The organism is Tenacibaculum sp. 1_MG-2023 (assembly GCF_030547425.1).
Taxonomy (GTDB): Bacteria; Bacteroidota; Bacteroidia; order Flavobacteriales; family Flavobacteriaceae; genus Polaribacter.
Genome location: NZ_JAUORH010000003.1, coordinates 188,949 through 215,874 on the forward strand (window position 1 = coordinate 188,949; position 26,926 = coordinate 215,874).

At 31.4% G+C, this 26,926-nt stretch carries 24 protein-coding genes; 8 read left to right on the forward strand and 16 right to left on the reverse strand.

All coding sequences use genetic code 11. The annotated features are described in order from the left end of the window. Positions 1 to 2: 2 nt before the first annotated feature. Both Q4517_RS03845 and Q4517_RS03850 read left to right on the forward strand, forming a co-directional pair. A complete protein-coding gene (locus Q4517_RS03845; RefSeq protein ID WP_303506422.1) occupies positions 3 to 1,322 on the forward strand; it encodes a dihydrolipoamide acetyltransferase family protein in 1,320 nt (439 codons plus the stop codon). A gap of 104 nt (positions 1,323 to 1,426) precedes the next feature. Continuing rightward, positions 1,427 to 2,167: a DUF6263 family protein gene (locus Q4517_RS03850; RefSeq protein ID WP_303506423.1), complete on the forward strand. Its 741-nt coding sequence runs from the start codon at positions 1,427 to 1,429 to the stop codon at positions 2,165 to 2,167. 43 nt (positions 2,168 to 2,210) lie between these two features. On the opposite strand, the gene Q4517_RS03855 is transcribed toward Q4517_RS03850, so the two are convergent. The 6 genes from Q4517_RS03855 to Q4517_RS03880 form a co-directional block, all read right to left on the reverse strand. Beyond that, positions 2,211 to 2,888, reverse strand: coding sequence for a GNAT family N-acetyltransferase (locus Q4517_RS03855; protein ID WP_303506424.1), 678 nt, complete (start codon positions 2,886 to 2,888; stop codon positions 2,211 to 2,213). Then, positions 2,881 to 3,768: a TIGR01777 family oxidoreductase gene (locus Q4517_RS03860; protein WP_303506425.1), complete on the reverse strand. Its 888-nt coding sequence runs from the start codon at positions 3,766 to 3,768 to the stop codon at positions 2,881 to 2,883. The genes Q4517_RS03855 and Q4517_RS03860 overlap by 8 nt, the downstream gene beginning before the upstream one ends. Positions 3,769 to 3,944: 176 nt before the next feature. Then, positions 3,945 to 6,539 (reverse strand): zinc-dependent metalloprotease, encoded by a 2,595-nt coding sequence (locus Q4517_RS03865; RefSeq protein WP_303506426.1) that lies wholly within the window; start codon positions 6,537 to 6,539, stop codon positions 3,945 to 3,947. A gap of 88 nt (positions 6,540 to 6,627) precedes the next feature. Next, positions 6,628 to 7,194, reverse strand: a complete 567-nt coding sequence (locus Q4517_RS03870) for a YdeI family protein (RefSeq protein WP_303506428.1) — start codon at positions 7,192 to 7,194, stop codon at positions 6,628 to 6,630. Between the two features lie 3 nt (positions 7,195 to 7,197). Next, a complete protein-coding gene (locus Q4517_RS03875) occupies positions 7,198 to 8,526 on the reverse strand; it encodes a M28 family peptidase (RefSeq protein ID WP_303506430.1) in 1,329 nt (442 codons plus the stop codon). Between the two features lie 104 nt (positions 8,527 to 8,630). Next, complete coding sequence (locus Q4517_RS03880) at positions 8,631 to 9,014, reverse strand: DUF6249 domain-containing protein (protein WP_303506432.1); 384 nt, start codon at positions 9,012 to 9,014, stop codon at positions 8,631 to 8,633. 251 nt (positions 9,015 to 9,265) lie between these two features. Between Q4517_RS03880 and Q4517_RS03885 the strand changes: the two genes are divergently transcribed. The 3 genes from Q4517_RS03885 to Q4517_RS03895 are packed head-to-tail and all read left to right on the forward strand — an operon-like array spanning position 9,266 to position 10,132. Beyond that, positions 9,266 to 9,382: an RNA polymerase sigma factor gene (locus tag Q4517_RS03885; protein ID WP_303506434.1), complete on the forward strand. Its 117-nt coding sequence runs from the start codon at positions 9,266 to 9,268 to the stop codon at positions 9,380 to 9,382. Further along, on the forward strand, positions 9,367 to 9,735 hold the full coding sequence (locus Q4517_RS03890) for an RNA polymerase sigma factor (protein WP_303506436.1): 369 nt from the start codon (positions 9,367 to 9,369) through the stop codon (positions 9,733 to 9,735). The genes Q4517_RS03885 and Q4517_RS03890 overlap by 16 nt, the downstream gene beginning before the upstream one ends. After that, the gene (locus Q4517_RS03895; RefSeq protein ID WP_303506439.1) at positions 9,722 to 10,132 is read left to right on the forward strand and encodes a hypothetical protein; all 411 of its coding nucleotides are present in this window, start codon (positions 9,722 to 9,724) and stop codon (positions 10,130 to 10,132) included. The genes Q4517_RS03890 and Q4517_RS03895 overlap by 14 nt, the downstream gene beginning before the upstream one ends. A 59-nt stretch (positions 10,133 to 10,191) precedes the next feature. On the opposite strand, the gene Q4517_RS03900 is transcribed toward Q4517_RS03895, so the two are convergent. Continuing rightward, positions 10,192 to 12,006, reverse strand: coding sequence for a DUF885 family protein (locus Q4517_RS03900; RefSeq protein WP_303506441.1), 1,815 nt, complete (start codon positions 12,004 to 12,006; stop codon positions 10,192 to 10,194). 114 nt (positions 12,007 to 12,120) lie between these two features. Further along, positions 12,121 to 14,034, reverse strand: coding sequence for a molecular chaperone HtpG (gene htpG, locus Q4517_RS03905; RefSeq protein ID WP_303506443.1), 1,914 nt, complete (start codon positions 14,032 to 14,034; stop codon positions 12,121 to 12,123). A 164-nt stretch (positions 14,035 to 14,198) separates the two neighbouring features. Here htpG and Q4517_RS03910 point away from each other — a divergent pair, with 164 nt between their 5' ends. Then, entirely contained in the window at positions 14,199 to 15,209 is a 1,011-nt protein-coding gene (locus tag Q4517_RS03910) for a 3-oxoacyl-ACP synthase III family protein (protein ID WP_303506445.1), read from the forward strand. 52 nt (positions 15,210 to 15,261) lie between these two features. Here the strand turns inward: Q4517_RS03910 and Q4517_RS03915 are convergent, their stop codons facing one another. Together Q4517_RS03915 and Q4517_RS03920 are read right to left on the reverse strand one after the other, a co-directional pair. Further along, complete coding sequence (locus Q4517_RS03915; RefSeq protein ID WP_303506447.1) at positions 15,262 to 17,631, reverse strand: TonB-dependent receptor domain-containing protein; 2,370 nt, start codon at positions 17,629 to 17,631, stop codon at positions 15,262 to 15,264. Between the two features lie 87 nt (positions 17,632 to 17,718). Then, positions 17,719 to 20,166 (reverse strand): TonB-dependent receptor domain-containing protein, encoded by a 2,448-nt coding sequence (locus Q4517_RS03920; RefSeq protein WP_303506449.1) that lies wholly within the window; start codon positions 20,164 to 20,166, stop codon positions 17,719 to 17,721. Between the two features lie 96 nt (positions 20,167 to 20,262). Between Q4517_RS03920 and Q4517_RS03925 the strand changes: the two genes are divergently transcribed. Next, positions 20,263 to 20,625 carry a CoA-binding protein gene (locus Q4517_RS03925; protein ID WP_303506451.1) on the forward strand — a complete coding sequence of 121 codons (363 nt, stop codon included), beginning with the start codon at positions 20,263 to 20,265 and terminating at the stop codon, positions 20,623 to 20,625. Here the strand turns inward: Q4517_RS03925 and Q4517_RS03930 are convergent. Genes Q4517_RS03930 through pyrR form a run of 5 tightly spaced genes read right to left on the reverse strand, consistent with a single transcriptional unit; the run spans position 20,622 to position 23,772 of the window. Next, on the reverse strand, positions 20,622 to 21,563 hold the full coding sequence (locus Q4517_RS03930; RefSeq protein WP_303506453.1) for a ribonuclease Z: 942 nt from the start codon (positions 21,561 to 21,563) through the stop codon (positions 20,622 to 20,624). The genes Q4517_RS03925 and Q4517_RS03930 overlap by 4 nt on opposite strands. Then, positions 21,564 to 21,884 (reverse strand): T9SS type A sorting domain-containing protein, encoded by a 321-nt coding sequence (locus Q4517_RS03935; protein ID WP_303506455.1) that lies wholly within the window; start codon positions 21,882 to 21,884, stop codon positions 21,564 to 21,566. It abuts the gene before it with no gap. Between the two features lie 41 nt (positions 21,885 to 21,925). Next, positions 21,926 to 22,258: a hypothetical protein gene (locus tag Q4517_RS03940; RefSeq protein ID WP_303506458.1), complete on the reverse strand. Its 333-nt coding sequence runs from the start codon at positions 22,256 to 22,258 to the stop codon at positions 21,926 to 21,928. A 2-nt stretch (positions 22,259 to 22,260) separates the two neighbouring features. Further along, positions 22,261 to 23,193 (reverse strand): aspartate carbamoyltransferase catalytic subunit, encoded by a 933-nt coding sequence (locus tag Q4517_RS03945; protein ID WP_303506460.1) that lies wholly within the window; start codon positions 23,191 to 23,193, stop codon positions 22,261 to 22,263. A 24-nt stretch (positions 23,194 to 23,217) separates the two neighbouring features. Continuing rightward, positions 23,218 to 23,772, reverse strand: a complete 555-nt coding sequence (gene pyrR / locus Q4517_RS03950) for a bifunctional pyr operon transcriptional regulator/uracil phosphoribosyltransferase PyrR (protein ID WP_303506463.1) — start codon at positions 23,770 to 23,772, stop codon at positions 23,218 to 23,220. A gap of 147 nt (positions 23,773 to 23,919) precedes the next feature. Between pyrR and Q4517_RS03955 the strand changes: the two genes are divergently transcribed. Further along, complete coding sequence (locus tag Q4517_RS03955) at positions 23,920 to 25,812, forward strand: SulP family inorganic anion transporter (protein ID WP_303506465.1); 1,893 nt, start codon at positions 23,920 to 23,922, stop codon at positions 25,810 to 25,812. 90 nt (positions 25,813 to 25,902) lie between these two features. Here the strand turns inward: Q4517_RS03955 and Q4517_RS03960 are convergent, their stop codons facing one another. Then, on the reverse strand, positions 25,903 to 26,844 hold the full coding sequence (locus Q4517_RS03960; RefSeq protein WP_303506467.1) for a hydrogen peroxide-inducible genes activator: 942 nt from the start codon (positions 26,842 to 26,844) through the stop codon (positions 25,903 to 25,905). Between the last annotated feature and the right edge of the window lie 82 nt (positions 26,845 to 26,926).

The following is a 26,926-nucleotide window of genomic DNA, read 5'->3' on the forward strand; positions in this document are numbered from 1 at the left end:
CTATGGCTAGATACGAATTGAAGTTGCCTAAAATGGGCGAAAGTGTTGCAGAAGCAACAATAACTTCTTGGGTAAAAGAAGTTGGAGAAACTATTGATATAGATGATACCGTTGTTGAAGTAGCTACAGATAAAGTAGATAGCGAAGTACCTAGTGAAGTTGAAGGAACTTTAGTTGAAATCTTATTCGAAAAAGATGCTGTTGTGCAAGTAGGAGAAACTATTGCAATTATAGAAGTAGAAGTAGAAGTAGAAGGAGAGGAAGGAGCAACAACTGATGTGTCTAAGAAAGAAGAGGTTAAACCAAAAACTGTAGCTGCAGTAGAAAAAACAGTTGAAGTAGCTAAAGAAACAGCAGCTACTACGATTGATACTTCATCAAGCGATCGTTTTTACTCACCATTAGTAAAAAGTATTGCACAAACAGAAGGAATATCGGTTGAAGAGTTAGAAACTATAAAAGGAACGGGTAAAGAAGGAAGAGTTACTAAAAATGATATTTTATCATATTTAGAAAATAGAGGAGGTCAACCAAGAGTTGCAGCACCAGCTTCAACAGAAAAGAAATCGGCACCTCAATCAGCACCAGCACCAACTCCAGTTTCATTAAGTGGTCAAGATGAAATTATAGAAATGAGCCGTATGGGGAAATTAATCTCTAAACATATGATCGATTCTATTCAAACATCAGCTCATGTACAGTCGTTTATCGAAATTGATGTAACTAATATTGTTAATTGGAGAAATAAGGTTAAAAATGCTTACCAACAAAGAGAAGGAGAGAAATTAACGTTTACACCAATATTTATGCAAGCTGTAGCTTCTACAATTAAGAGGCACCCTATGATAAACATTTCTGTTGATGGTGATAAAATCATTAAAAGAGGAAATGTAAACTTAGGAATGGCTGCAGCGCTACCTGATGGGAATTTAATTGTACCAGTAATTAAAAATGCTGATATGTTGAATTTAGTGGGGATGACTAAGCAAATAAATGATTTAGCAACTAGAGCTCGTGCTAATAAGTTAAAACCAGATGAAATTCAAGGAGGAACTTATACGGTAACTAATGTTGGAAGTTTTGGGAGTATTACAGGTACACCAATAATAAACCAACCTCAAGTGGCAATTTTAGCTTTAGGAGCTATTGTTAAAAAACCTGCTGTTATTGAAACTCCAGAAGGAGATTTTATAGGAATCCGTCATAAGATGATTGTTTCACATTCTTACGATCATAGAGTGGTAAATGGAGCCCTAGGAGGTATGTTTATTAAAACATTAAAAGATATTTTAGAATCTTGGGATGTAAATCAAGATTTTTAATAAAAGCGATATAATATTTTAAAAGGCTTAGGTGTTCACCTAAGCCTTTTTTATTTTTAGCTATATTAGCTACTTTAAACTATTAATAGAAATCAAAAAAAAAGATGAAAAAAATTTTAATAGCACTTTTGTTAGGTGTAACAATGATTAGTACAGCACAAGAAAAAGTGTTACTTCGTTTAAATTATGAAAAAGGACAAAAGTATACTATGGACATGAAAATGGCTCAGGTAATAGGTGTTGGAGTAATGACAAATGATATGCATATTCAAATGAAATATAATATAACCAGTGTTTCAGATGATACGTATGAAAGTAGTTCTAAAATCACCAAGATGGCAATGGATATGAAGCAAGGAGGAGTACCAATGTCTTACGATTCAACTAAAAAAGATGAAGAGTTGGATGAAACTGGTAAGATGATGAAATCTAGAATGAAGCCAATGTTATCAGCTACAATTATCACAAAAGGAGATAACTTAGGAAATATCTTAGAAACAAAAGTTGAACCTAGTAATATTCAAGGAGCAAAAGATTTTTCAAAGCAATCAAGTAGTGTGATTTATCCTAAAGAAGCAGTTGGGGTAGGAGATACTTGGACAAAGACTAAAAGTGATGGTGCAATGAGTTTTAGTTTTACCTATAAAGTTAAATCAATATCTTCTAACAATGTTTTAATAGATGTTTCAGGAAAGGTTACGGGAGCGGCTAATGGAGATATTACAGGTACTATGGATATAGAAAGAGATTCAGGGATGCCTTTAGAATCAAATATTAATATGACAATGAAGATTCAAGGACAAGATGCAACAACAAACGTGATAACAAAGTTAATTAAAGGTTAAGAAAAATATTTTAATTAAAAAGCTCAGAATAAATTCTGAGCTTTTATCTTTTATGAAAAAACCACCAATTCATATCTCGTGTAAGTCGATACCCTAATTTTTCATAAAGCTGAATTGCAGGGTTTCCTTTGTTAGTATGCAAAATAGGATGTTTTCCATCTTTTAAAATTTCTTTAGTAACATGTTGAGAGAGTTGTTTAGCTAATCCTTTTCTAGTATACTCAGGATGTGTAACTACAGCACTAACTTCAATAAAATTGTCAGTTTGCATGCGTTGCCCAGTTACAGCCACAAGCATATTATCTTTAAAAATTCCAAAATACTTTCCCATATCAAACGTTCTTTTTCTATAGTAACCAGGCATTACTAACCATACTAGGTTATAAATTTCATCAATATGTTCTTCAGTTAGCGGTTTAATTTCTTCGGTAATGTCAAAATCTGTTATGTTCTCTAAAACCATTTGACAGCCATCAATCTTTTTGTACAAAAGAATGTTGTCTTTGTTATAAGTAGGAATTTCTTTTTCAGAAACTAAAAAGAATTGATCTGTAAGTTTTGAGTATTTATGTAAAGCTTTTGTAGTTTTTGAGGCATCCGTAAAAGCACCAAATGGGCAAATTGTAGGATTGTAAAATTTTACATTATCGTAGTTGATAGCAAATTTTTCATGTGTTTCACACAACGAATGCCAAACAGGATTTTCAAGTTTATTATTCATTATAAATATTGGTTAAAGCAGTTTTTAAGTTTGGAAAAATAAAATTATAAGCATTACTTGTTTTTTCAGAAGAAACCTTACTTCCTTGTAATAAAATATAAGCCATTTCACCCAAAGCAGTTTTTAAAATAAAAGAAGGAGTGTTCATAGGAAGCACAGGTTTATTAATTACCTTTCCTAATAATTTAGTAAAACTTTCATTGGTTTGATGTTCTGGAGCAACAGCATTAAAAATACCATTAAAGTCTTTGTCTTCTATTGTTTTTGCATACAGTTCACATAAATCATCAATATGAATCCAAGGCATATATTGTTTACCGTTTCCTAAGGCAGATAAAAATAAAGGAGTATTCATTTTTTGTAAAGCCCCTCCATTTTTTGAAAGAACGACACCAGTTCGTAAAATAGTTACGGGAATGTCTATTTGCTCAAATTGCTGAGCAGCTTCTTCCCATTTTATACAAATTTTAGAGATAAAATCATTTTCAGGCTTATCTTTTTCTGTAAATACTTTATCAGAAGTAACAGCTCCATAATACCCTACGCCAGATGCAGAGATAATTTTTTTAAGAGGTATTTGATATTCCTGAGCTTTATTGAACAATAAATTTGCAGTTTTTACACGACTATTAATTAATTCTTTTTTTCGATTGTTAGTCCAGCGTTTATCCGCAATTCCAGCTCCTGCTAAATGAATAATATAATTTACGTTGGTAAAAGCATCTTTATCGATAAAACTTTCTTCAACATTCCAACGAAATTCATTGTTCTTTTTAGGAGTTCTAGTAAGAATATTTACCACATGTCCTTCACTAGTTAACTTTTTAGTTAACTCTTTTCCAATTAAACCAGTTCCGCCCGTAATTAATATAGTAGCCATAGTACTCAAAAATAAACATTCATTTTTAAAAAAACTAAGAGACGAAAGAAAAGGATTAAAAAATAAGAGCTACAACTCTTGTAAAATAAGGTGGTTGTGAATTTTTATAAAAAAAAGTGAAAAAATAACCCCATCATTTTTTAATGATGAGGTTATATTATAGCTCTTAAATAATGTTACTTTATATCTTTAAGATTATTATTAATTAAGAGTTTTAATTGACTTTTATGAGCTTTTGTAGCAATATTACCAACATCATTACTTACCCATGATTTAATCTTGTTTAAATTATACAAGGCCATAGATTTAGAGGCGTTGGTATATTTACTTTTACTACTAATCATTTTTAGTAGCATTTTGGTATATTCAGTTTGTAAATTTTGACGGAAAGAGTTTACATTGGTGTTTATATCAGCCTTAAAGATTGCATTATTAAGGTCTGTCATAAAACTAGCTAGTTTATATTGGTTTCCATATAATTCAGAATCAGAAATTCTTTGTAAAGTATTTCTGTGTAAAATATGATTTAAAACTCTTTTTTGATAGCTTAAAACTTCAGCATGGATTTTAGGATCTTCTGATCCAGAGAAAAAGTTAAATCCACGTCTTTGTCTTGCTAAATAGTTATATAAACCTTTGGGAGCATTAAAAGCATTTGGAGCAAAAATATATGTTTTTAATGCATTCATAGCTCTTTTTTGATCAGTTAAACTAACTGGTGTATATGGTTGGCTAGCATTTTCTTGACCAGATACAGATCTGTCTACATAAACACCACCTATAAATCTAGAAATTACATCACCAGCTCTAAGAGCTTGACCGTTTAAGATATAATAAGCATTTCTAAGTTCCTCGTAGGTTTCTCCATCTTTTGAAAAACGTTGTTTAATATCTTTCATTATGTTATTAGCCAGTTTAATGCGGTTAATTGAATATTTGATTTGATCGTTTGATAAATCGCCTATCATAACACGAGGGTCTATTGCCTTACCAGGAGAACGCATATCATCAGCATCGTTACCAAAAATTAATTCCGGTTTTGTTGATTGTGCTAATAAAGCATCCATTTCAGCTCTGTTTTTAAAAGGTGTATAACCGTATTGAATAGCCCAAATATCATAAGGCCCTACAGCAGTATCATAATATTGCCCTTGTTTACTTCTATCAAGAGTTAAATTAATAGCAGCATAATCCATTACAGAACCAGTTAAGCATTTTCCTTTTATAAAATCAGGGTCAGCTAGTTGTTCTGGAGTAAACAATTGACTTGCTTTCATATTATGGTTTAAACCTAGTGTATGACCTACTTCGTGCATGATTAATGATTTCATAGCTTCTCTTTTCATACCTTCCATTTCTAAATCAGAAGCACCTGTAACTGCTAAAACTGTTTTACCAAACATGGTGTTTTCGTGCATTAAATGACCTGCTGAACAGTACATAAGGTTGTTTTCATTAGTAAAAATAGCACGTGCCTCTTCTTCAGACGAAGCTTTTGATATATCACCAAATATTTTATTGTATTTTACACGATTGGTAAAGTGAACATATTCAAGCATAATATCTGCTCCTAAAATTTCTCCTGTTTTAGGGTTAACAAAACTAGGTCCGTAACCACCAAAAGGAGGATTAGGAGAAGAGGTCCAACGTAGAACGTTGTAACGAACATCACCAGCATCCCATGTAGCATCATCTGGTTGAACTTTTACAACCATAGCATTTTTAAATCCAGCTTTTTCAAAAGCTTCATTCCAAGCTAAAACACCTTCTTTTATAGTTTCAATAAACTCTTTAGGTGTTGAGTTTTCAATCCACCAAGTAATTGGTTTTACAGGTTCTGAAATGGCTAACTCAGGGTTTTTCTTAACAAGTTTCCAACGATGTATAAAATCTCTATAGTTCACAGTTTGTGTAGAGGTCATGTCGTTAGTGTTTGTTAAAAAATAACCTACTCTTGGGTCATCTATTCTGGTTTGGTAGTTGTTCTCAGGAACGTTCATAAACGTATGAAAAACCTTTATAGAAATATACCTACCATCTTTAATAGCTCTTGACCCTTGGTTTAAAACCGAAGGATTGTTGTATACATATTCAGTTTTAAGGTTGGTGTTTTCTGGATAGTTTTTTATGGTATTTATTTTTGACTTTTCCTTATCAAATCTACCTAGCTTAAATGCAAAAGGTGAACTTTTAGGAAAGTTTGGAGCTTTAATTCGAGTAAAAGCTTCAGAAATAAATAAGGTATTAGCATCTATAAGATATTCTCCTTTTTTTTCATCAGAGGCTAAAATTTTAGTACTTGCTATAATAGCATCGCTAATATTTGCTTTGGCTGATTTAGAAATAGCATTATTTTTATCGAAATAAAATGAAGTATTAGGAGCAACAAACTCAATTTTATTAAAGTGTTTTTTTATATTGAAAATGCTAGAACCCTTATAAGCGCCTCTAAAAGCACCAGCCTCTGTAACACCATCAGCAATTTGTGAGAAATAAATAAAATCTTTGTTTAATTGTTCTTTTTTCAATAGTAACTTAACATTACCGGTAACTGAGTCTTGGAAAATAGTAAATAAACCGTCTAGTTTTTTACTATTTTTTGTTAAGCTTTTAATTGTTTTTTTTGGTTCCTTTTTTTTTGATTTAGAAGAAACTTCTGTTTTAGCTTTGTTCTTTTTCTTTTTTCTTTTTTGAGCATTTATGTCTTGAATGCCGATTATTGAAATGGTTAAAAAAAGTAAACAAACTAACTTTAGTTGTTTTGTAAACATAATAATTTGTTTGAGTTGATAAATAAGATAACCAATTTACTTTATATTATTATCTATTATTGTTAATTATATTATAAAGTTTAACAGTTTATTTAGATTTAATATTAGCTTCACACAAACGAATAATTTCATTAATTCGTTTTACTCTTGTAGATTCTCTTTTAGCTTGATGTATCCAGTACAAGTAGTTCTTACGGTAAGAAGGAGCAAAGTTTTGATAGTTGTTAAAAGCGGTTGGATTTTTATTAAATTGAACTTGTAAATCTTCTGGAACTATTAAGTTTTCTACAGCATCTAGAGCATTCCAAGAACCATTTTTTTTAGCAATTTCAACAGACGCAATTCCAGCAGGGTGGATTAAGTTGGAAGTAGTTAGTTCCTTAATATATTTCTTGTTTAAAGCACTCCAAACACTTTTAGGTTTTCTGGGGCTGAAGTATTGCCGCCTTTTACCATCGCCTAAACTTTTCACAGTACTATCTATCCAACCAAAGCATAAAGCTACTTTTACAGCTTCTTCCCAACGCATACTGGGTATGTTTACGTCAACTTTGTATAAAATTAGATGAACTCCATCACTTTCGTTATGGTTTTCTAATAACCACTTACGCCATTCTGTGTCTGTTTTAAAATATAGGTGAGGTTTGTGGTCCATTTGTTAACGTATAATTTTTGAAGGAAATGAAACAATGCTTTCGTGTCCGTTTTTTCCTACAGCACTTACCCCAAAGAAGTAGTTGTCTAAAACAATTCCGTCTAAAGTAAACTCAGTAGTATTTTCCACATATTTGAAATGATCCCAAGTAGGAGAAGTAGTGTCTCTCCAGTAGATTTTATATCCTTTAGCACCATCAACTTTATCCCATTGTAATTTTGCAGATGCTTCAACAATACCACCAATTTCTACATTTTTCGGAGAAGGTGGGGCAGCAGCAATATTAGCCAAATTAATAGCATTTACAGCGGTTAATTTTTTAGCGTAATCGAAGTTTACAAACTTAAGTCTATCACCATATTCAATATCGTTTTCTGTTCTAATATCTTGATGTTGTTGTGTGTAATTCTCATGAGCTTCCATGATTCGAATACCAGCAAAACCTGCATCGTTAAAAGGTCTGTGATGTCCGCCACGACCAAACCTATCTAAGCGATAAATCATTTTCGGATTCATTTCTGGCATATAGGTTTTGGTAGTTTTGTATATGTAACGTGCTAATTGGCGTGATATTCCGTCCACCTCGCCACCGTAAAAACGACGTGCTTTCCGTTGAAGTTCTGTTTCTGTAGGAGGTACAGGTTCAGAGAAAATTCTAAACGTACGATTGTCAATTACTCCATCAACACCTTTAATGTTTCCAATCATATCGTTATTCATAACACCTACAATATTCCAGTCTTTTTCTTTAGCATATTTAGCCAATCCTTTTCCTCCAAACAAACCTTGTTCTTCACCAGACAATCCAACATAAATAATACTGTTTTCAAAGTTATAGTTACTTAAAACACGAGCAGCTTCAATTGTTCCTGCCATACCAGAAGCATTGTCATTAGCTCCAGGCGCATCATCGGTAAAATTATTAGGATCGGAAATTCTTGAGTCAATATCACCACTCATTACAATGTAATTGTTAGGATATTTTGTTCCTTTTTGAATAGCAACAACATTAACGACCCAAACATCTTTGGTGATTCTGCTATTGGTTCCTTTTTTTACAAAGTCTTTTTGGTAAAATACCTCTAAACAGTTGTTGCAATCAGAAGATATTTTATCAAATTCAGATTTAATCCAACGACGTGCCGCTCCAATTCCACGAGTATTTGAAATTGTATCACTTAGTGTATGGCGTGTTCCGAAATTTGTTAGAGTAGTAATATCAGTTTTGATTCTATCTGCTGAAACAGCATTAATAATATCGTATATTTTAGTGTCGGTTTGCGCTGATATTGTTGTAGAAATTAGTAAGAATAGTACTGTTAATTTTCTCATGTTAAGGAATTTAGCTTACTAAATTACAAAACAAAAAAGAGAATAAAATTAGCTTTATTCTCTTTTAACATATTTATTAAAGTAGTTTATTATTTAAACAAACTTTATTCGTTGTCTAATTTTTTGGTTTGATTAAAACCGATTAATAAGGTCCCACCTGCACAAAGAAAAATAGATGAGATAAAGAAAACTTCTGAATCAATAGCATTTGATGGTCTATCTGCCCAAGAACCACTATATCCAAATAAAGAACTTAAAATAGCACCTAATAAAACACCAACACCTATTCCCATAGCTAATAAAGCTAAGTTTAAGATAATTATCCTACCTGTTAATGTAGAACGTTTTTTTTCGCCTTGCATAAAAATTTTGGCATCTACACCTTTTTCAATTAAAGCTAAACGTTCCTTATTTCTTGTTGAATAGAATAAATAAAAGATTCCGAATATTACTGCAAACAAGAACATAAATACAATTGTTACTTCCATATTTTTGAGTTTAAAATGATTATTTTTAATGTGTTTACAAGTATGACAGCTACATTTAAAAAAAGGTTACAGAATATTTTTAATTTTTTTAATGAATAGTTGTAACCTTTTTTAACTAAGTACAGTCATAGTATAAAACGACTATTATTAACGATCAAACTTATATAGATAAAATCCTTAGAGGAGATACTAATGCTTATGCTTTTTTAGTAGAAAAGTATAAAGTAATGGTGTTTTCGTTGGCGTTAAAAATGGTAAAGAGTAGAGAAGAGGCTGAAGAAATATCACAAGATACTTTTATAAAAGCTTACAAGAATTTAAGTAAGTTTAAAGGAGAGTCAAAATTTTCTACTTGGTTGTTAAAATAACGTACAGAACTTGTTTAGATAGTTTAAAAAAGAATAAAGAGAAGTATAATACAGATACAATTGATGAGATAACGATTAATAGAATTAAATCTACTGATAGTATTTTAGAGGGTATTGAACGAAAAGAACGAGTAGAAGTGATAAATAAGTGTTTGTTAAGTCTGCCAGAAGAGGAGCGTTCTATTTTATGGATGTTTTATTTTGAAGAATTAAGTTTGAAGGAAATAGTAGAAGTAACCGATTTTTCTGAAGCGAATGTTAAAGTGAAATTACATAGAGCTAGAAAGAGTTTACTGAGTATAGTAGAGAAAAAAGTAGAACCTGAATTGATAAAACATTATGGGAGAAAATAAAGATATTAAAGAGTTGGATGCTTTTACAAAAAAGTATATCAACGAAATAGGAGAGGCAGCACCATCTATTGATTTTACAGCAAATATTATGGATGCTATTGTACAAGAAGAGAAATCTTCTATTTATAAAGTAGAACCATTAATATCAAAAAAAGTATGGTTTGTATTAGCAGGTATATTAGCTGTTAGTATTTTGTTTGTATCGAAAGGAACTTCATCAAGTTGGCTTCAAATACCTGAGATAAAAATGGATTACTTATCGAATATTCAATTGCCAAATTTATTTAAAAATATCACAGTATCAAATTTAATGCTAAGTGCTTGCTTCTTTTTTACCGTAATGGTATTTGTACAAATCTATTATTTGAAAAACCATTTTACTAGAAAATTTAACTGATAAAAAAATCCGCTTTGAGTTATCAAAGCGGATTTTTATTTTTTATTAAAGTAGTGAGGTTAGTTTTTAGAAGTAACCCAGTTGTCAATTTTGTTTTCTAATAGCGCTAAAGGAATACATCCTGTCTCTAAAACCTGATTATGGAATTTTTTAATATCGAATTTATCGCCTAATTCCTTTTTGGCTTTTGCACGTAATTCACGGATTTTCAATTGCCCTATTTTATAAGATAACGCTTGTCCAGGGTTTGCCATATAACGCTCAATTTCAGAAATAATACTAGCTTCGCTTTCAGCTTCATTATCTAATGAATATTGAATTGCTTTTTCACGACTCCAACCTTTAGCATGTAGTCCAGTATCAACAACTAAACGAATTGCTCGGTGCATTTCCATACCTAACATTCCGAAGTATTGATATGGGTCTGTGTATAAACCTAATTCTTTTCCTAAATTTTCGGTATACAATGCCCAACCTTCACCATAGGCACTATACCATAAGGTTTTTCTAAAGTCTGGTAATTCTTCGTTTTCTTGAGTTAATGAAATTTGATAATGGTGTCCCGGAATAGCCTCATGTAAAAATAAAGCTTCATCAGAAAATACGTTGTATTTAGTTGCATCGGGAATTGGCGTGTAGAAAACACCTGGGCGAGTACCATCTAACGAACCAGGGTTGTATTCAGCACTAGCAGAAGCTTCTCTGAATTTTTCAGTTTGTTTTACCACAAATGGAGTTTTTGGTTTATTACCAAATAATTTTTCTAACTGTGGTTTCATTTTTTCGTGAATAGCATTAAAATTATTGATGATTTGTTGCGATTCAGTATATGGCATTAATTCTTTGTTGTTACGAACAAAATCAAAGAATTCTTTTAAGTTTCCTTCAAATCCAACTTGTTCTTTTACTTTTTCCATTTCTGATAAAATTCGAGCAACTTCTTTTAGCCCTAATTCATGAATTTCATCAGCAGTCATGTTGGTAGTTGTATAGTTTTTGATAGCATGTTGATAGTATGCTGTTCCGTTAGGGATATCAGAAATACCGCTGCTTTCTCTACCAGCAGCTAAATAGTCAGTCTTTAAAAATTCATACATAGCTTTGAATGACGGAATTAATTTATCATTCAATATATTGGTATACGCTTCTGTTAATCTTGTTTTATCAGCATCCGAAAAATCAGCAGGTAAAGCGTTTATCGGAGCAAAAAATAAATGCTCAGAAAAATCGATAACTCCTTCAGAAGACTTTTTTACAACAGTTAAGCTTTCGAATTGAGGAATTACTTTTTTGATTAATGATTTAGGTAAAACATATCCTTCCTTGATACCTTGTTGCATACGTTCTTTAGCCGATTGTAACCACGTATTGTATTTATCTAATCTGCTTAGCCAATTGTCGTAATCTTCAGCTGTTTTAAAAGGTTGCGCGCTACTACCACTTGCCAATTGCCCCATGGTAAGGTTAATTGTCCACATTTGGTTAATAGGCATTAATAAGTCGTTTTTATAGCTAGCTTGTGCCAATGCCATATCACAATCCCAATCCAACACAGCTTTACTCATTTGTTGATTTTCAGTTAAGTCAGCATCTTTAAAGTTGTTAAGTTTTTCTTTATAGCTTTTAAAAAACTCATTACTTTTTGCTTGATATTCGTCAGACAACGTATTAGGGAATTGATCGTTAAAACGATTATCACCTGCAAAAGTTGCACTTACAGGGTTTAATTGTAGTTTACCTTCGTTGTAATCTTTTAATAACTGATTGAATTCAGTATTTTCTGGAGTAGGAGTGCTTACTGCTTCCTTTTTTTCTTGCTTACAAGAAACTAGGAAAGTAGCTGTGGCTACTACAGTTAAGAGGATTTTTTTCATGGTTATGTTTTTATAGCTAACAAATATATCAAAAATAAAACCTCTCTGTTTTCACAAAGAGGTTTTGAATATTGATATGTGATACTGAAACAAGTTGTTCAGCATAAAATTTTGTTACTTAATTAGTTCATATGAACGTTTGATAAAGTTAGTTAAATCTTCACCGTGTAATAGGTTTTGAGATAGTTTAGCTAAATCAAAAGCTTGTGAAACTAATTGTTTTTGCTTGTCTTCATTAGCAGTTAAGATTTCTGATACTAACTCGTGATTAGTGTTCACTACTAAGTTGTACATTTCTGGCATGTTACCCATTCCCATCATTCCACCACCAGTAGCGCTCATTTCTTTCATACGACGCATAAATTCTGGTACGGTGATTAAGAAAGGAGAAGCACTTGAATCCATAGCTTCTAACTGTACTGTGTAGCTAGAGTTATTTACAGCGCCTTCGATAACTGGTTTTAATCTCTCTTTTTCTTCATCAGAAAGTTTAGAAATTACAGTGTCATCTTTCTTAATTAAATTATCAACATGGTCAGCATCTACACGTTTAAACTGTACTTTAGCGTCACCAGATTCTGTTTCTAATTTCTGCATTAAATGCGGAACGATTGGAGAATCTAATAACAACACTTCATATCCTTTTGCTTTAGCATCTTCAATATAACTATGTTGCGCATCTTTGTTTGCTGCGTATAAAACGATGTGGTTTCCGTCTTTATCTGTTTGAGCATCCTTCGTTTTTTCAACTAACTCATCAAACGTAAAGAATTTACCGTCAACAGTTGGGTATAAGGCAAACTTCTTAGCTTTTTTACTGAAGAATTTTTCTTCTGATAACATTCCGTACTCGATAATAACTTTGATGTCATTCCACTTTTGTTCAAAGTCTTCACGATTGTTTTTGAATAAAGAAGAAAGCTTATCGGCTACTTTTTTAGTAATGTATCCAGAAATCTTTTTAACAGCTCCGTCAGCTTGTAAGTATGAACGAGAAACATTTAAAGGAATATCAGGAGAATCAATTACCCCTTTTAGCATCTGTAAGAAATCAGGAACAATTCCTTCTACATTATCGGTAACAAATACTTGATTCTGGTATAACTGAATCTTATCTTTTTGCATATCCAAATTCTGTGTTAACTTAGGAAAGTATAAAATTCCTGTTAAGTTGAATGGATAATCTACGTTTAAGTGAATGTGGAATAGAGATTCCTCAAATTGCATTGGATACAATTCACGGTAGAAGTTTTTATAATCGTCATCTTCTAAATCTGCAGGTTTTTTAGTCCAAGCAGGTTCTGTATTATTGATGATATTATCAACTTCAATTTGTTTGTGAGGCTCGGTAACTTCTTTACCGTCTTCGTCTTTAGTGGTTTGTGGAGTGAAGTCAGGGTCGTTTATTTTCTTGGTTCCAAATTTAATTGGCACTTGGTTAAAACGATTGTATTTAGTTAATAATCCACGAATTTTTCCTTCTTCTAAAAACTCAGTAGAATCTCCAGCAATGTGTAATACAATTTCTGTACCTCTGTCAGATTTGTCATGTTCTACCAAAGTATACTCAGGAGAACCATCACACGTCCATTGAGCAGCAGGTTCATCTTTAAATGATTTGGTAAAGATTTCTACTTTATCAGCAACCATAAAAGCAGAGTAGAACCCTAATCCGAAATGACCAATAACACCTGTTTCATTTTTATCATCTTTGTACTTTTCTAAGAATTCTTCAGCTCCAGAAAAAGCGATTTGGTTAATATATTTTTCAACCTCATCCATTGTCATACCAATACCTTGGTCTTTAATAGTTAAGGTTTTCGCATCTTTATCGATACTTATTTCAATTTTAGCGTCGCCTAACTCAGTTTTAGCTTCACCAATTGAGATAAGGTGCTTCAATTTAGTTGTGGCATCAGTTCCGTTAGAAATTAACTCACGTAAAAAGATTTCGTGATCAGAATACAAGAATTTTTTAATCAGTGGAAATATATTTTCTACCGATACATTAATGTTTCCTTTACTCATAATTTTATATTTTATTTGATATTATTTTCTGATGAATAGAGTAGTCAAAAAAAATACCAAATAAATTTTTATGACAAACTGACACTTTTTGTGCAGACTATATAAAATTCATACTTTTACAGGCTTTTAATTTGTTAATATTAAAATAACCAACATAAAAATATATGTATAACTCAAAAATTACAGGATTAGGTTATTATGTTCCTGAGAACGTAGTGACTAACGATGACTTGACTCAGTTTATGGAGACGAGCGATGAATGGATTCAGGAAAGAACTGGTATCAAGGAACGTCGTTGGATTGACCCAAAAACTTCTGATGATTCAACATCAGTTATGGGGGCTAAAGCTGCAAAAATAGCCATTGAACGTGCAGGTTTAACCAAAGATGATATTGATTTTATCGTTTTTGCTACTTTGAGTCCTGAGTTATATTTCCCTGGCGGAGGTGTTCAAGTTCAAGACTTACTTGATATGCCAACAATTGGTGCGTTAGATGTACGTAACCAGTGTTCAGGTTTTATTTACGCAATGTCGGTTGCTGATCAGTTTATAAAAACAGGGATGTATAAAAATGTACTTGTAATCGGTTCTGAAAATCACTCAGGAGGTTTAGAACGTTCTACACGTGGTCGTGGTGTTACAGTAATTTTTGGTGACGGAGCAGGTGCTGCGGTATTATCACGTAGTGAAGAAGAGGGGAAAGGAATCTTATCATCACATTTACATTCAGAAGGAAAGTATGCTAAAGAATTAGTGTTAGAAGGACCTTCTACTGGGCGTTGGGTACCAGAGATAATGGAAGCAAACGATCCAGAGGATACTTCATATTACCCATATATGAATGGTCAATTTGTGTTTAAACATGCAGTAGTTCGTTTTTCGGAAGCTATTGTTGAAGGTTTACAAGCAAATGGATTACAAAAAGAAGATATTGACATGTTAATTCCGCATCAAGCGAATTTACGTATTGCTCAGTTTATTCAAAAGAAGTTCCAGTTATCTGATGACAAGGTGTATAACAATATTATGAAGTATGGTAATACTACTGCTGCTTCGGTTATTATAGCATTGACAGAAGCTTGGGAGAAAGGAAAAATAAATGATGGAGATTTAGTAGTCTTGGCTGCTTTTGGCAGTGGATTTACTTGGGGGTCGGTAGTGATTCGTTGGTAGTTTATTTACATATAAAATAAAAAAATCCGAAGTTTTAACTTCGGATTTTTTATTAAAACATGCCTCCTTGAGCTTCATTACTATCTCTATACTTTCTGCCTTTACTTTTGTTTTTACCACTTCCAAAATTATAGGAAAAACCTAGATGAACTGAATTGTTTTCCATAGTATACTTTCCTTTTTGTATAAACGGGGTATTTGATACATAGTCAAGATTTACAGTATTAAAAATGTCAGTACCTCTTAAGGTAATATTTCCTTTACCATTTAATACCTTTAGTCTAGCTCCAACATTAACCATAGTATATGGTTGTACAGTGTATTGAATATTTTCACTTTTACCTCTAAAAATTCCTGATAACTGAAAATTAAGTTTTTTTGAAGCTTTAAAAGAGTTGCTTACACGTCCTTTTACTAAGATGTTTTTTACCGTTTTAAAGTTACCATTTAAAAGACCTTGAGAGTCTTGTATATAAGTTTCAAAAGAAGGTCTAAGTGTCCACCATTTTACAGGTTTAAAGCTAGCTGAAAGTTCAATACCATAACTATCAGCAAAGTCATAATTAGTAAAAGAACTAATAGTTCTATCAGGGTTTTGATTGTCTTGTTGTAATAATCGACCAATTTTATCATTTGTTCTTCGATAAAATGTACCAAAAGATACATAACCTTTAGTAATCGTCTTAGTATAGTTAAGTTCCAAAGAGTTTGTAAATTGTGGTTGTAAGTTTAAGTTTCCTTTCGATATAGTTAATGGTGAAAACCATTCTTGAATAGGAGTTACTTGATATGCAGAGGGTCTGTCAACTCTTCTACTATAAGTAAATTGTAACTTGTCTTTTTCAGTAAAACTATATAGAATTGATGCTGAAGGATACCAACTAAAAATATTATCTTTTAAAGGAGTGTTTCCTTGTTGGGTATTAGAAAAAAGAGCATTTAAGTTAAACTGCTCTAATCGAACTCCAGCTTGAATTGAAATTTTTTTGAACTCCTTATTAAAGTTTATATATACTGAATAAATACTTTTGTCATAATTTAATGTTGTGTTTCCTACGAGTTCAAGAGAAGCCGAATCATTTATGTGTTCTCTATCAGTAAGTATTAAATTGTAAAAGTCTTGTTTTCTAAATTCAATTCCAGCTTCTAATTTTCCAGATTTTATAGGTTTTACATAATCAATATTAAGCAACCAAAGTTTTCGTGTGTCTTTTATATTATTTGTATAATTATATTCCTTAGAATTAGGATTGATGAACTCTTCGTTAATAGTTTCTTCAGGGTTTTTTGTTATAGAGTGATTGAGTTCAATTTCTAAATTTTGTCCTTTATCATCAAAGTTGTAAACATAATCAATGTTATAAGTCTCGTCTTTTTGATTATAATCAGAAAAACTTTTGTTATCAAAAACTAAAGAATTGTTTTCATGAACAAGAGTGTTGGTAGCTAAACTATTCTCATCAAAGTTCTGAGACGTATACAAAGATAATATACTTCTTGAAGTAATATCTATATCTACTCCAAATTTGATATTATGATTTTCAGAGTTATTTAAAAAATCAATATCTTGAGTTAAGTCAATGTCCGTTCTTTCTAAATCATTAAAGGTTTCATAATCACCCCAACTTGTATTATAGTTTAGGTGAAAATTTGTGATACCAGTTTTATAATTTGTATTTAAGGAAATTTCGGGTCTTAGATTTCTACTTTGAGTTGCACCAACAGATAAACTTCCGTTAAAACCAATTTTAGTATTTTTTTTAAGAATTAAATTGATGATACCACTCATACCTTCTGGAGTGTGTTTTGCCGATGGATTTGTAATTATTTCAACGCTTTTTACCGAGTTAGAAGGTATTTGTTTTAATAATTGAGCTGTATTTACGTTGGAAGGTTTTCCATTTACTAAAACTCTAACATTTTCATTTCCTCGTAAACTTATAGTCCCAGAAAGTTGATTAACATCTATTGAAGGAATGTTTTCAAGCATTTCTAAAGAGGTAGCTCCAGTAGCTGTTAGGTTATTACCTACATTAATAACTTTTCTGTCAATTTTTTGAATAATGGTTGAAGTTTCTCCTTGTATTTCAACTTCATCCAACTGTGTGATATTCTCTTCGAGTAAAACCGCTCCTATTTTACTGCTTTCTTTTAAATTAATTCTTTTTTCTAGAGTTTTATAACCAATAAACTGAAAAGTTAAGAGTAAACTATCTTTTGGAAGTTTTTCAATTTTAAAATTCCCTTTTTCATCAGATATACTACCTGTTAGTATTTTTTTTGAAGTATTTTTACAGGTAATGGAAACAAAAGGTAGGGGTGTATTAGTTTTTTTGTCTAAAATAGTTCCTGTAAGCTGTAAATTTTGAGCTTGACAAAAATAAGTAACTAAGAATAAAGTTAATATTAGCAATTTTTTCATGTATTGAAGGGAATGAAATTCTGCTAAAAATAAAAAAAACGAAGTTAAATACTTCGTTTTTTTTTAATAATTAATTAAAAACCAATTTTATAAGAAACCTCCGCCTCCTTGTTTTTCGTTATTGTCACGTTGTTTTCTGGCGCGAGCTTTGTTTTTTCCTCCACCAAACCTATAGTTAAATCCAATATAAGCAGTTCTACTTTCCCATTTAAAACGTCCATTTTGAACAAAAGGTCTTTCAGAGTTAAATTTAAACCTCATATCGTTAAAGATATCATTTACTCTAAGGTTAATATTTCCTTTTCCTTTAAGAATACTATAGTTAGCACCAATATTGACCATTTTCATAGGGTCTACATTCCATTGAATGTCTTCTCTTGGGCCTCTGTACATTGCAAATAATTGTAAACGTAACTTTTTAGAGACTGTAAAACTATTACTTATACGAGCATTAAAAATATCTGTTTTAACTTCAATAGTTTGAGCGTTAGGGTTGCTCAAGTCAGCAGTTCCAAATTGTTTTTGAGAATAATAATCCATACTTGCGTTTGCTCTCCACCATTTTGCAATCTTGTAACTAGCAGAAAACTCTAAACCGTAAGCATCTGTGTCGTCAAAATTAGCAAAAGTTAATATTTGCCTAGTGTTTGTTTCATCTAAAGGATCCATGTAAGTAGCTCTATTAATTACATCGGTGATGTTTCTATAAAAACTACCTAATGTTATTGAACCACCTTTTATCTTTCTGGTATAATTAAATTCAACTGAGTTTGTAAATTGAGGAACAAGATCAGGATTACCTACAGAAGTAATTAAAGGAGTACTCCATTCTCTAATAGGGTTTACTTGCTGTATTCCTGGTCTATCAACTCTTTTACTATAGCTTAACTGAAATTGATCTGCATCATTAGGATTGTAAGTGAAAAAAGCAGAAGGGTATACGCTGAAAATATCATCAGTAACTTTATCTTTCTTTACATCACCATTTTCGTCTAGTCCTGTAAAATTTCCTTCAATTTTATATTGCTCAAAACGAGCACCTAATTGCATAGATAGTTTTCCAAACTTATGACCATAGTTTATATAAGCAGAATAAATATCTCTGTCATAAGTAAAATAAGAGTCTCCTACATCTCTATATGTTTTATTTCCATTAATATCTTCTAATACAGTTTGTTGGTTTGTTAGGTTTACATTGTCGGTATTATTTACTCGATACTCTAAACCTAACTCAAGTTTACCATTTTTAGAAATAGGGTTTGTATAATCTAAATTTAATAATGTACTTTTTCTATCGTTATTAATATCATTGAAATAATCAGGTTGAGTACCTTCTAAGAAATAGTTATTTAAATAGTTTGGAGCGTTGTTTTTTGAATAGTTAGCTTCAAACTCTATGTTATGTCCTTCTTTTTCAAAATCATGTTTATAATTTACATTATAAGCTTGATTGTGACTTTCATTGTTTTGAGTATTAGGTGAATGTTCAATTAAATTACCATTATTATCTGTAATTATAGCACGTCCTTTAGCAAAAACATTAAACCAGTTTTGAGTTGTGTAAAGTGAAAGAGTGTTTTTATCATCTAAATAAATGTCTGCTCCAATTTTAAATAAATGTGATTCATCATCATTCTGAAAAATAAAGTCTTGATAATTTTCTCCAGGTCTACTAATGTATCCAAAATTATAATTATCACCACCTCTAAAGCCATAGTTACCAAAAAAGTTCACTTTTCCTGTTTTGTAATTCATGTTTGTAGAAGCATTGTAACGAACATAATGACCAGCTTCAACTCCAGTATTTATAGAACCATTAAAGCCCATATTGGCATTTTTATTAAGAATTATATTAATAATACCACTCATTCCTTCAGGGTTGTATTTAGCAGAAGGATTGGTAATTAATTCAACACTTTTAATAGATGATGAAGGTATTTGTTTTAATAACTCAGAAGCAGGGATATTGGTAGGTTTCCCATCAACTAATACACGCACATTTTCGTTACCACGCAAGCTAATATTACCTGATTGGCTATCAACACTTACAGATTGTACGTTATTTAATAAATCAGAAGCAGTAGCTCCTGCTGAGGTTAAATCTTTACCAACGTTAATAACTTTTCTGTCTACTTTCTGAGTTACAGAAGAAGTTTCTGCACGAATTTCAACTTCATCTAAAGTTGTGCTATCTTCCTCTAGAGAAATGGTACCTAAATTAACTTTACTTGATTTACGGCTTACAGAAACTGGCTTTGAAAAAGTTTTATATCCTATAAACTGAACTTCAACAATGCTGTTACCTTCAGGAATATTTTTTATAGAGAATAGTCCATTATCATCAGTAATTCCACCAGTAATAATTTTTTTGGCAGCATCTTTGATTATAATATTTACGTAAGGAAGAGGTTGTTTGGTTATTTGATCAACTACCTTACCAGTAATAGTACCTGGTTTAGGTAGGCTACTTTTAGGCATTTGTGCATATATACTTGTAGTAAATACAGCTAAAAGTATTAGTAATATGTTTTTCATTTTTGTTGTTTTTGAATTGTTTTGATGCTTAATAGACTCTTTATTACCTAACTTTGTTACTTAGTTTAAGAGAGTTTAACGTATTATTAACAGAAAATGAAAAAACGTACTTTGGTGCTGGGAGCTTCTTTAAAGCCTTCTAGATATTCTAATATAGCTATTAAAAGGTTAAGAAATAGTGGTATAGAAACTGTAGCAATTGGTTTACAAAAAGGAAGTGTAGCAAACGTAGCTATTGAAACAGAAAATATTTTTTTTGAAGATATTGATACTGTGACTTTATATTTAAACCCTAAACGTCAGAAATTATATTATGAGTATATAATTTACTTACAGCCTTGTAGGGTAATATTTAACCCTGGAACGGAAAATACAGAGTTTATAAAATTGTTAAAAGAAAATGGGATTGAGAGTGAAATAGCGTGTACTTTGGTACTTTTATCAACAAAGCAGTATTAATTTAAAATCTCCACAGGAAAAGAATTAGTACTGTATCGTTTTCCTGCTTCAGCTAATTCAGTGTTCTTAAAAACTGTTTGAGCTTCTACTTTAAAATCGTTAATGTTTTTGTATCTGCTAGAGTAATGCCCAATAATTAATTTATTTACGTTTCCTTGGTTAGCAATAGAGGCAGCTTGTTCTGCTGTTGAGTGTTTTGTTTTATCACATAAATCTTCTCTATCTTTTAAAAATGTAGCTTCATGGTATAGTAAGTCTACATTTTTAATTATAGGAACAATATCTGGCTTGTATTTGGTATCACTACAAAAAGCAAAACTTAAAGGTTTGGGTGGATCAATAGTAAGTTCTTCGTTAGAAATTATTTCACCCGTAGAGAGTGTAAAGTCTTTACCAGCTTTAATGTTATGAAAATCACAGGTTTCTATTTCATCATACTGTTGAATATTCTCAATGTGTAACTTTCTAAGTTTAGGTTTTTCAGTAAATAAAAAACCGTTAGTATAAACTCTATGATTTAAAGGAATGGTTCTTACAGAAACCTTATCATCTTCAAAAATAAGCTCACTTTCTTTTGATTCTAATTCGTGAAAAATAATAGGATATTTAGTCCAAGATTTTGAAACTTTTAACTGAAGTGTTGTTGCTTCTTTGATTCCTTTTGGACCGTAAATATGTAACTCTTTTTCTCTGTTTAGAATCCCAAAAGTAGCAATAAGTCCAACCAAACCAAAAAAATGATCACCATGTAAATGAGAAATAAAAATATGGTTTATTTTTGAAAAACCAACCTTGTATTTTCGCATTTGGCGTTGTGTGCCTTCTCCACAATCAATTAAAAAATGACGATTGTTAATTTCTAAGTATTGAGCGGTAGGATAGGCATTAGCTCTTGGAGTAGCAGAATGACAACCTAAAACAGTTAAGTGTAAACTCATTTATTTAATTACAAAGCGTTTTGAAATTATCTCTTTATTACTTTGTATTGCATAAATGTACATTCCAGATTTTAAGTCATTACGTTGAAAAGGAAAAGAGTTACGACCCTTAACCACTTTAAGTTCTTTATTATAAACGGTTTTACCTAGTACATTTCTAACAGTTAAAATAACTGTTTGACTATGTTTAGCATTAAAGTAAATAGTAGTATTGTTTGTAAAAGGGTTAGGAGATGCTATTAACTTATTAATTGATTTTTCTTGTGAAAAAACAACAGAAATAGTTAAGAAAAAAGTTATAAAAAGTATTTTTTTTACCATAAATTATCGTTTAGGGGATGGATAATTATTAAAACTTAAGGTTAAAAACCTAAATCACGCTGAATATTTTCCATTTCTATAACATCTTCTGCTTCTACTAATGTAGGAACAATGTTAAAAGTCTCAGGAAAATCATCAATAGTAACATCTTTAGATACAACTACAAAAGATGTGCCATTGTTTTGATGTTCTTCTGCGTATTTCAAAAGTAATAAAATATTTTTGTTAGAGGCATTAAATTCTTCTGAAATTACAACAATTAGGTTTTTTCCTGTAAGGTTTACATATTCATTATCAAAGTTTTCTAAGAAACTAGAAAATGTTTTCTCTTCAGAAGTAATTATAGTGTAAGCAGGTTTATCAGTTATGTTCATGACTATCTTTTTATTTGTTGTGCTAACAAATAAATAACTGCCATACGAACAGCAACTCCATTTTCTACTTGGTTTAGAATAATTGATTGATCACTGTCGGCAACATCACTTGTTAGTTCTACCCCTCTATTAATAGGCCCAGGGTGCATTATGACAATTTTTTTGTCAAGATTATCCAAAATTTCCTTGTTGATACCAAAAAGCTGTGTGTATTCTCTAGTTGATGGAAAATATTTTATATCCATACGTTCGTATTGCACACGTAATACGTTAGCAACATCACACCAATCTAAAGCTTTTTTTAGATTAGTTTCTACTTCAACACCTAAACTAGAAATATATCTAGGAATTAAGGTACTAGGTCCACAAACTTTTACTTTGGCTCCTTGTAATTGTAGTGCAAAAATATTTGACAAAGCTACACGTGAATGTAAGACATCACCAACAATTACAATTTTCTTTCCTTTTAGGTCACTATTTAAAGCTTCACGCATAGAGAAACTATCTAATAATGCTTGGGTTGGGTGTTCATGTGTACCATCACCGGCATTAATAATTTTAGCATCTACATGGTTTGATAAGAAAATTCCAGCTCCAACATTCGAATGACGCATCACAACAATATCAACTTTCATTGATAAAATATTGTTCACAGTATCAATCAAAGTTTCTCCTTTTTTTACTGAAGATTGTCCTGCAGAAAAATTAATAACATCTGCAGATAAACGTTTTTCAGCTAATTCAAAAGAAAGTTTTGTACGTGTACTATTTTCAAAAAATAAATTAGCGATGGTAATATCACGTAGCGAAGGAACCTTTTTTATAGGTCGGTTAATGACTTCTTTAAAATGAGCAGCAGTTTCAAAAATAAGCTCAAGGTCATTTTTGTTAAGGTATTTAATTCCTAATAAATGTTCAACACTTAACTGCTTCATTTTAGTTTGTTTTTTTTATCATAACTAATCAAGCTTTGAGGGCTTGGGTTCAAGGTAAATTGTATCTTCTTTATGAGTTTCTTGCCAGTTCACAACTACTTTTTCTTCATTGATGGCATCTACTTGTCTTCCTCTATAATTAGGCTGAATTGGTAAATGACGGCTAAAACGACGATCTATTAATACTAATAACTCAATATTATCAGGTCTTCCGTACGATTGTAGTGCTGTTAAAGCACTTCGAACACTTCTTCCTGAAAATAATACGTCATCAATAATAACCACCTTCTTTCCTTCAATTAAAAAGTCAATTTGTGTAGAAGTGGCTTCTAAGGGTTCTTCTCTTCTGCGAAAATCATCACGATAAAAAGTAATATCTAACAAGCCTAAATTTAGGTCTTTAATATCATATTCTTCTCTTAATAACTTAGCTAGTCGATTAGCTAAATAAGAACCTCTAGGTTGTAATCCTATTAAAACGGTGTTAGAAAAATCGTTGTGATTCTCGATTAACTGACACGCTAATCGATGCAGAATGATTTCAATTTCTTTCGAAGTAAGTAGTGTTTTTCTGCTCATTTGTTGCTACCAAATTGGTTTGATAGTTCAACGCTCAAAATTAAGGCAAAAATTTACGCTGACAAAATTAAACTTAATGAAACCTAAAACTTGGTCTATAAAATTATCTTTACATTTGCGCATTTTTACAAAAGACTCTTAGAAATTATGATGAAATACATTAAAAGTAAGAAGATTAACATAAAAGACGATTCTTTAGCAGGTATTACAGTATCGTTAGCAATGATACCAGAAGTGGTAGCTTTTGCTTTTGTGGCTCAAATTAGTCCTATTGTAGCGCTATTTGGAGCTTTTGTGGTAGGAATTGTTTCAGCAGTTTTTGGTGGTAGACCTGGGTTAATTTCTGGAGCAGCAGGGGCTGTGGCTGTAATTTTTGTAAATATGATACAAGAAGGACACGCAAAGGGATTACTGTTTGATACACCTGTAGAAAATATGGGATACTTTTATTTACTAGCAGCTGTAGTGTTGATGGGAGTCATTCAAGTACTTGCAGGAGTTTTTAAGTTAGGGAAGTTAGTTCGATTAATTCCACATCCAGTAATGATGGGGTTTGTAAACGGTTTAGCGGTAGTTATATTTATAGCTCAGTTGGGGATGTTCAAAGAAAATAAGAAGGATGTTTTCGGGCAAAATATGCGTAAAACCGAATCGAAAGAGTTGGTGTATAAAGTTGCAGATAATGAGGTACAAGATCTAGTATCAAGTGCTGCATTGTTTTCAATTAAAGGAAATTCAATTATTAATAATGAAACAAACCAGGAAGTTTTTGTAAAGTCAGATACGCAAGTCTTTGATGCAAATACAAAAAAGGTGGTTTATAATATAGAAAATAATGGGTTTTATTCAGTAAAAGATAGTGGAGTAGTAAAATCAACTTTGCAAGGAACAAAACTATATACTATGATAGGCTTGGTGTTACTAACAATGTTAATTATATGGTTGCTTCCAAAATTAACAACAAAAGTACCAGCAGCGTTAACAGCTATTTTAATTGTTACGTTTGTATCTATTTTCGGTGGATTAGAGTCTATAAATGTTGGAGATTTTATTAGAGATGGAGGAGGAGCTGGTTTAAATGGTTTTGATGAAATTTCTAAGAAAATGAATTTAGCAGAGCTTTGGAGTAATTTGCCATTCAACTTAGATACCTTAAAGTTTATAGCACCGTATGCCTTTTTAGCGGCTTCAGTTGGGTTGATTGAAACGTTGATGACGATGAATTTAGTGGATGAATTAACTGATTCTAGAGGTGATGGTAATAAAGAGTGTGTAGCACAAGGAGCAGGAAACATGTTAAGCGGTTTGTTTGGAGGAACTGGTGGTTGTGGTATGATTGGTCAGACTGTAATTAATATTAATGCAGGTGGTAGAGGTCGTTTATCAGGAGTTATGATGGCAGTTACCTTATTAGTTTTTATTCTTTTTGCTGATAAGTATATTGAGCAAGTACCTATTGCTGCTTTAGTAGGGGTAATGTTTATGATGGTGATTGATACATTTGCATGGTCTAGTTTTAGAATTATGAATAAAATTCCAAAATCAGATGCAATTGTATTAATTATAGTATCTGCAGTAACCGTGATTTTTGACTTGGCAATTGCTGTATTTGTTGGGGTAATTATCTCAGCATTAGTTTTTGCATGGGAAAATGCCAAAAAAATTAGAGCGAGAAAACGTTTTAAACAAGATGGAACGAAGATTTACGAAATTTGGGGGCCTTTATTCTTCGGAAGTATTACAGCTTTTAATGAAAAGTTTGATATAAAAAATGATCCAGAGAATGTTGAGATTGATTTTGTAGAATCTCGTATTTCAGATCATTCAGCTATTGAAGCTATTTTTATATTAGTAGAAAAATATCAAAAGGCAGGAAAAAAGGTAACCTTAAAACATTTAAGTGAAGATTGTAAAGTGTTGCTTTATAAAGCAAGTCCAATATTTGCAGATGTTATTGAAGAAGGGGTAGATGATCCTCGTTATCATTTAGCTGCAAATCCAGAAGATTTTCCAAAACCTTTATCAGAATATAGTTTTTAAATAGCATGGCGATAGCTAAAGATTTAATTTAGATGCTTGTTTTGAAGTTAAAATAAAAAATTCCGCTATTAGCGGGATTTTTTATTACTCTTATTTTTTTTGAAGTGGACTTACAATTTCCACATCACTAAAAGCAATAGCGCCTCTAATTACACTATCAATAGTGCTTTTTAAAGCTTCAATCAATTGCATCTTTAACTGAGATTTGTGATAAATTAAGCTAACCTCACGTGCAGGAGAAGGAGTTTCAAATTCTCTTAGATGAGTTTTATCTCGTTCGTTTAAATCTAAAGTATTTAAGTAAGGAAGTAACGTCATTCCTAAACCGTCTTTAGATAATTTAATAAGTGTATCAAAACTTCCACTTTCTAGTTGAAAGTGGTGTGTTGAACTTCTTTTATTAGTTCTACAAAGGTTAATTACACTGTCTTTAAAACAATGCCCGTCTTCTAATAATAAAATATCATCAACTTCTAAATCATCAACCTTTAATTTCTTTTGTTTAAATAAACGATGCTCACTAGGAACTAAACCAACAAAAGGCTCGTAGTATAAAACTCGTTCTTTAATTGCTTCGTTTTCTAGTGGAGTAGCAGCAATAGCAGCATCAATATAACCATCCATTAATTTCCTAACAATCTCTTCAGTAGTTAGTTCTTCAATAACTAATTGAACTTTAGGGTAATTTTTACTAAAAGTTTTTAAAAACATAGGTAGTAGCGTAGGCATAACTGTAGGGATAATTCCTAGTCTGAACTCACCGCCTACATACCCTTTTTGTTGATGCACAATGTCAATAATACGATTACTTTCATCAACAATAACTTTAGCTTGTTCTACAATACGTTTACCAACTTCAGTTAATTCAATTGGTTTTTTTGAGCGATTAAAAATTTTAGCATCTAATTCTTCTTCTAACTTTTGAATTTGCATACTCAAAGTAGGTTGAGTAACAAAGCAATGCTCTGCTGCTACGGTAAAGTTTTTATACTCTGCAACAGCTAGTGTATATTTTAGTTGTGTAATAGTCATTTCAATAATAATTTTTGATAAAGATATTAAAACAATCGATTACCTTTATGGTAAAACTGTTAAAACTTACCTTAAATTTGTA

What these genes read in the sequence shown, in the direction of transcription:
- Q4517_RS03845 (WP_303506422.1), top strand. Translation starts at nt 3, where the DNA reads ATGGCTAGATACGAATTGAAGTTGCCTAAAATGGGCGAAAGTGTTGCA.
- Q4517_RS03850 (WP_303506423.1), top strand. Translation starts at nt 1,427, where the DNA reads ATGAAAAAAATTTTAATAGCACTTTTGTTAGGTGTAACAATGATTAGT.
- Q4517_RS03855 (WP_303506424.1), bottom strand. Translation starts at nt 2,888, where the DNA reads ATGAATAATAAACTTGAAAATCCTGTTTGGCATTCGTTGTGTGAAACA.
- Q4517_RS03860 (WP_303506425.1), bottom strand. Translation starts at nt 3,768, where the DNA reads ATGGCTACTATATTAATTACGGGCGGAACTGGTTTAATTGGAAAAGAG.
- Q4517_RS03865 (WP_303506426.1), bottom strand. Translation starts at nt 6,539, where the DNA reads ATGTTTACAAAACAACTAAAGTTAGTTTGTTTACTTTTTTTAACCATT.
- Q4517_RS03870 (WP_303506428.1), bottom strand. Translation starts at nt 7,194, where the DNA reads ATGGACCACAAACCTCACCTATATTTTAAAACAGACACAGAATGGCGT.
- Q4517_RS03875 (WP_303506430.1), bottom strand. Translation starts at nt 8,526, where the DNA reads ATGAGAAAATTAACAGTACTATTCTTACTAATTTCTACAACAATATCA.
- Q4517_RS03880 (WP_303506432.1), bottom strand. Translation starts at nt 9,014, where the DNA reads ATGGAAGTAACAATTGTATTTATGTTCTTGTTTGCAGTAATATTCGGA.
- Q4517_RS03885 (WP_303506434.1), top strand. Translation starts at nt 9,266, where the DNA reads ATGGTAAAGAGTAGAGAAGAGGCTGAAGAAATATCACAAGATACTTTT.
- Q4517_RS03895 (WP_303506439.1), top strand. Translation starts at nt 9,722, where the DNA reads ATGGGAGAAAATAAAGATATTAAAGAGTTGGATGCTTTTACAAAAAAG.
- Q4517_RS03900 (WP_303506441.1), bottom strand. Translation starts at nt 12,006, where the DNA reads ATGAAAAAAATCCTCTTAACTGTAGTAGCCACAGCTACTTTCCTAGTT.
- htpG (WP_303506443.1), bottom strand. Translation starts at nt 14,034, where the DNA reads ATGAGTAAAGGAAACATTAATGTATCGGTAGAAAATATATTTCCACTG.
- Q4517_RS03910 (WP_303506445.1), top strand. Translation starts at nt 14,199, where the DNA reads ATGTATAACTCAAAAATTACAGGATTAGGTTATTATGTTCCTGAGAAC.
- Q4517_RS03915 (WP_303506447.1), bottom strand. Translation starts at nt 17,631, where the DNA reads ATGAAAAAATTGCTAATATTAACTTTATTCTTAGTTACTTATTTTTGT.
- Q4517_RS03920 (WP_303506449.1), bottom strand. Translation starts at nt 20,166, where the DNA reads ATGAAAAACATATTACTAATACTTTTAGCTGTATTTACTACAAGTATA.
- Q4517_RS03925 (WP_303506451.1), top strand. Translation starts at nt 20,263, where the DNA reads ATGAAAAAACGTACTTTGGTGCTGGGAGCTTCTTTAAAGCCTTCTAGA.
- Q4517_RS03930 (WP_303506453.1), bottom strand. Translation starts at nt 21,563, where the DNA reads ATGAGTTTACACTTAACTGTTTTAGGTTGTCATTCTGCTACTCCAAGA.
- Q4517_RS03935 (WP_303506455.1), bottom strand. Translation starts at nt 21,884, where the DNA reads ATGGTAAAAAAAATACTTTTTATAACTTTTTTCTTAACTATTTCTGTT.
- Q4517_RS03940 (WP_303506458.1), bottom strand. Translation starts at nt 22,258, where the DNA reads ATGAACATAACTGATAAACCTGCTTACACTATAATTACTTCTGAAGAG.
- Q4517_RS03945 (WP_303506460.1), bottom strand. Translation starts at nt 23,193, where the DNA reads ATGAAGCAGTTAAGTGTTGAACATTTATTAGGAATTAAATACCTTAAC.
- pyrR (WP_303506463.1), bottom strand. Translation starts at nt 23,772, where the DNA reads ATGAGCAGAAAAACACTACTTACTTCGAAAGAAATTGAAATCATTCTG.
- Q4517_RS03955 (WP_303506465.1), top strand. Translation starts at nt 23,920, where the DNA reads ATGATGAAATACATTAAAAGTAAGAAGATTAACATAAAAGACGATTCT.
- Q4517_RS03960 (WP_303506467.1), bottom strand. Translation starts at nt 26,844, where the DNA reads ATGACTATTACACAACTAAAATATACACTAGCTGTTGCAGAGTATAAA.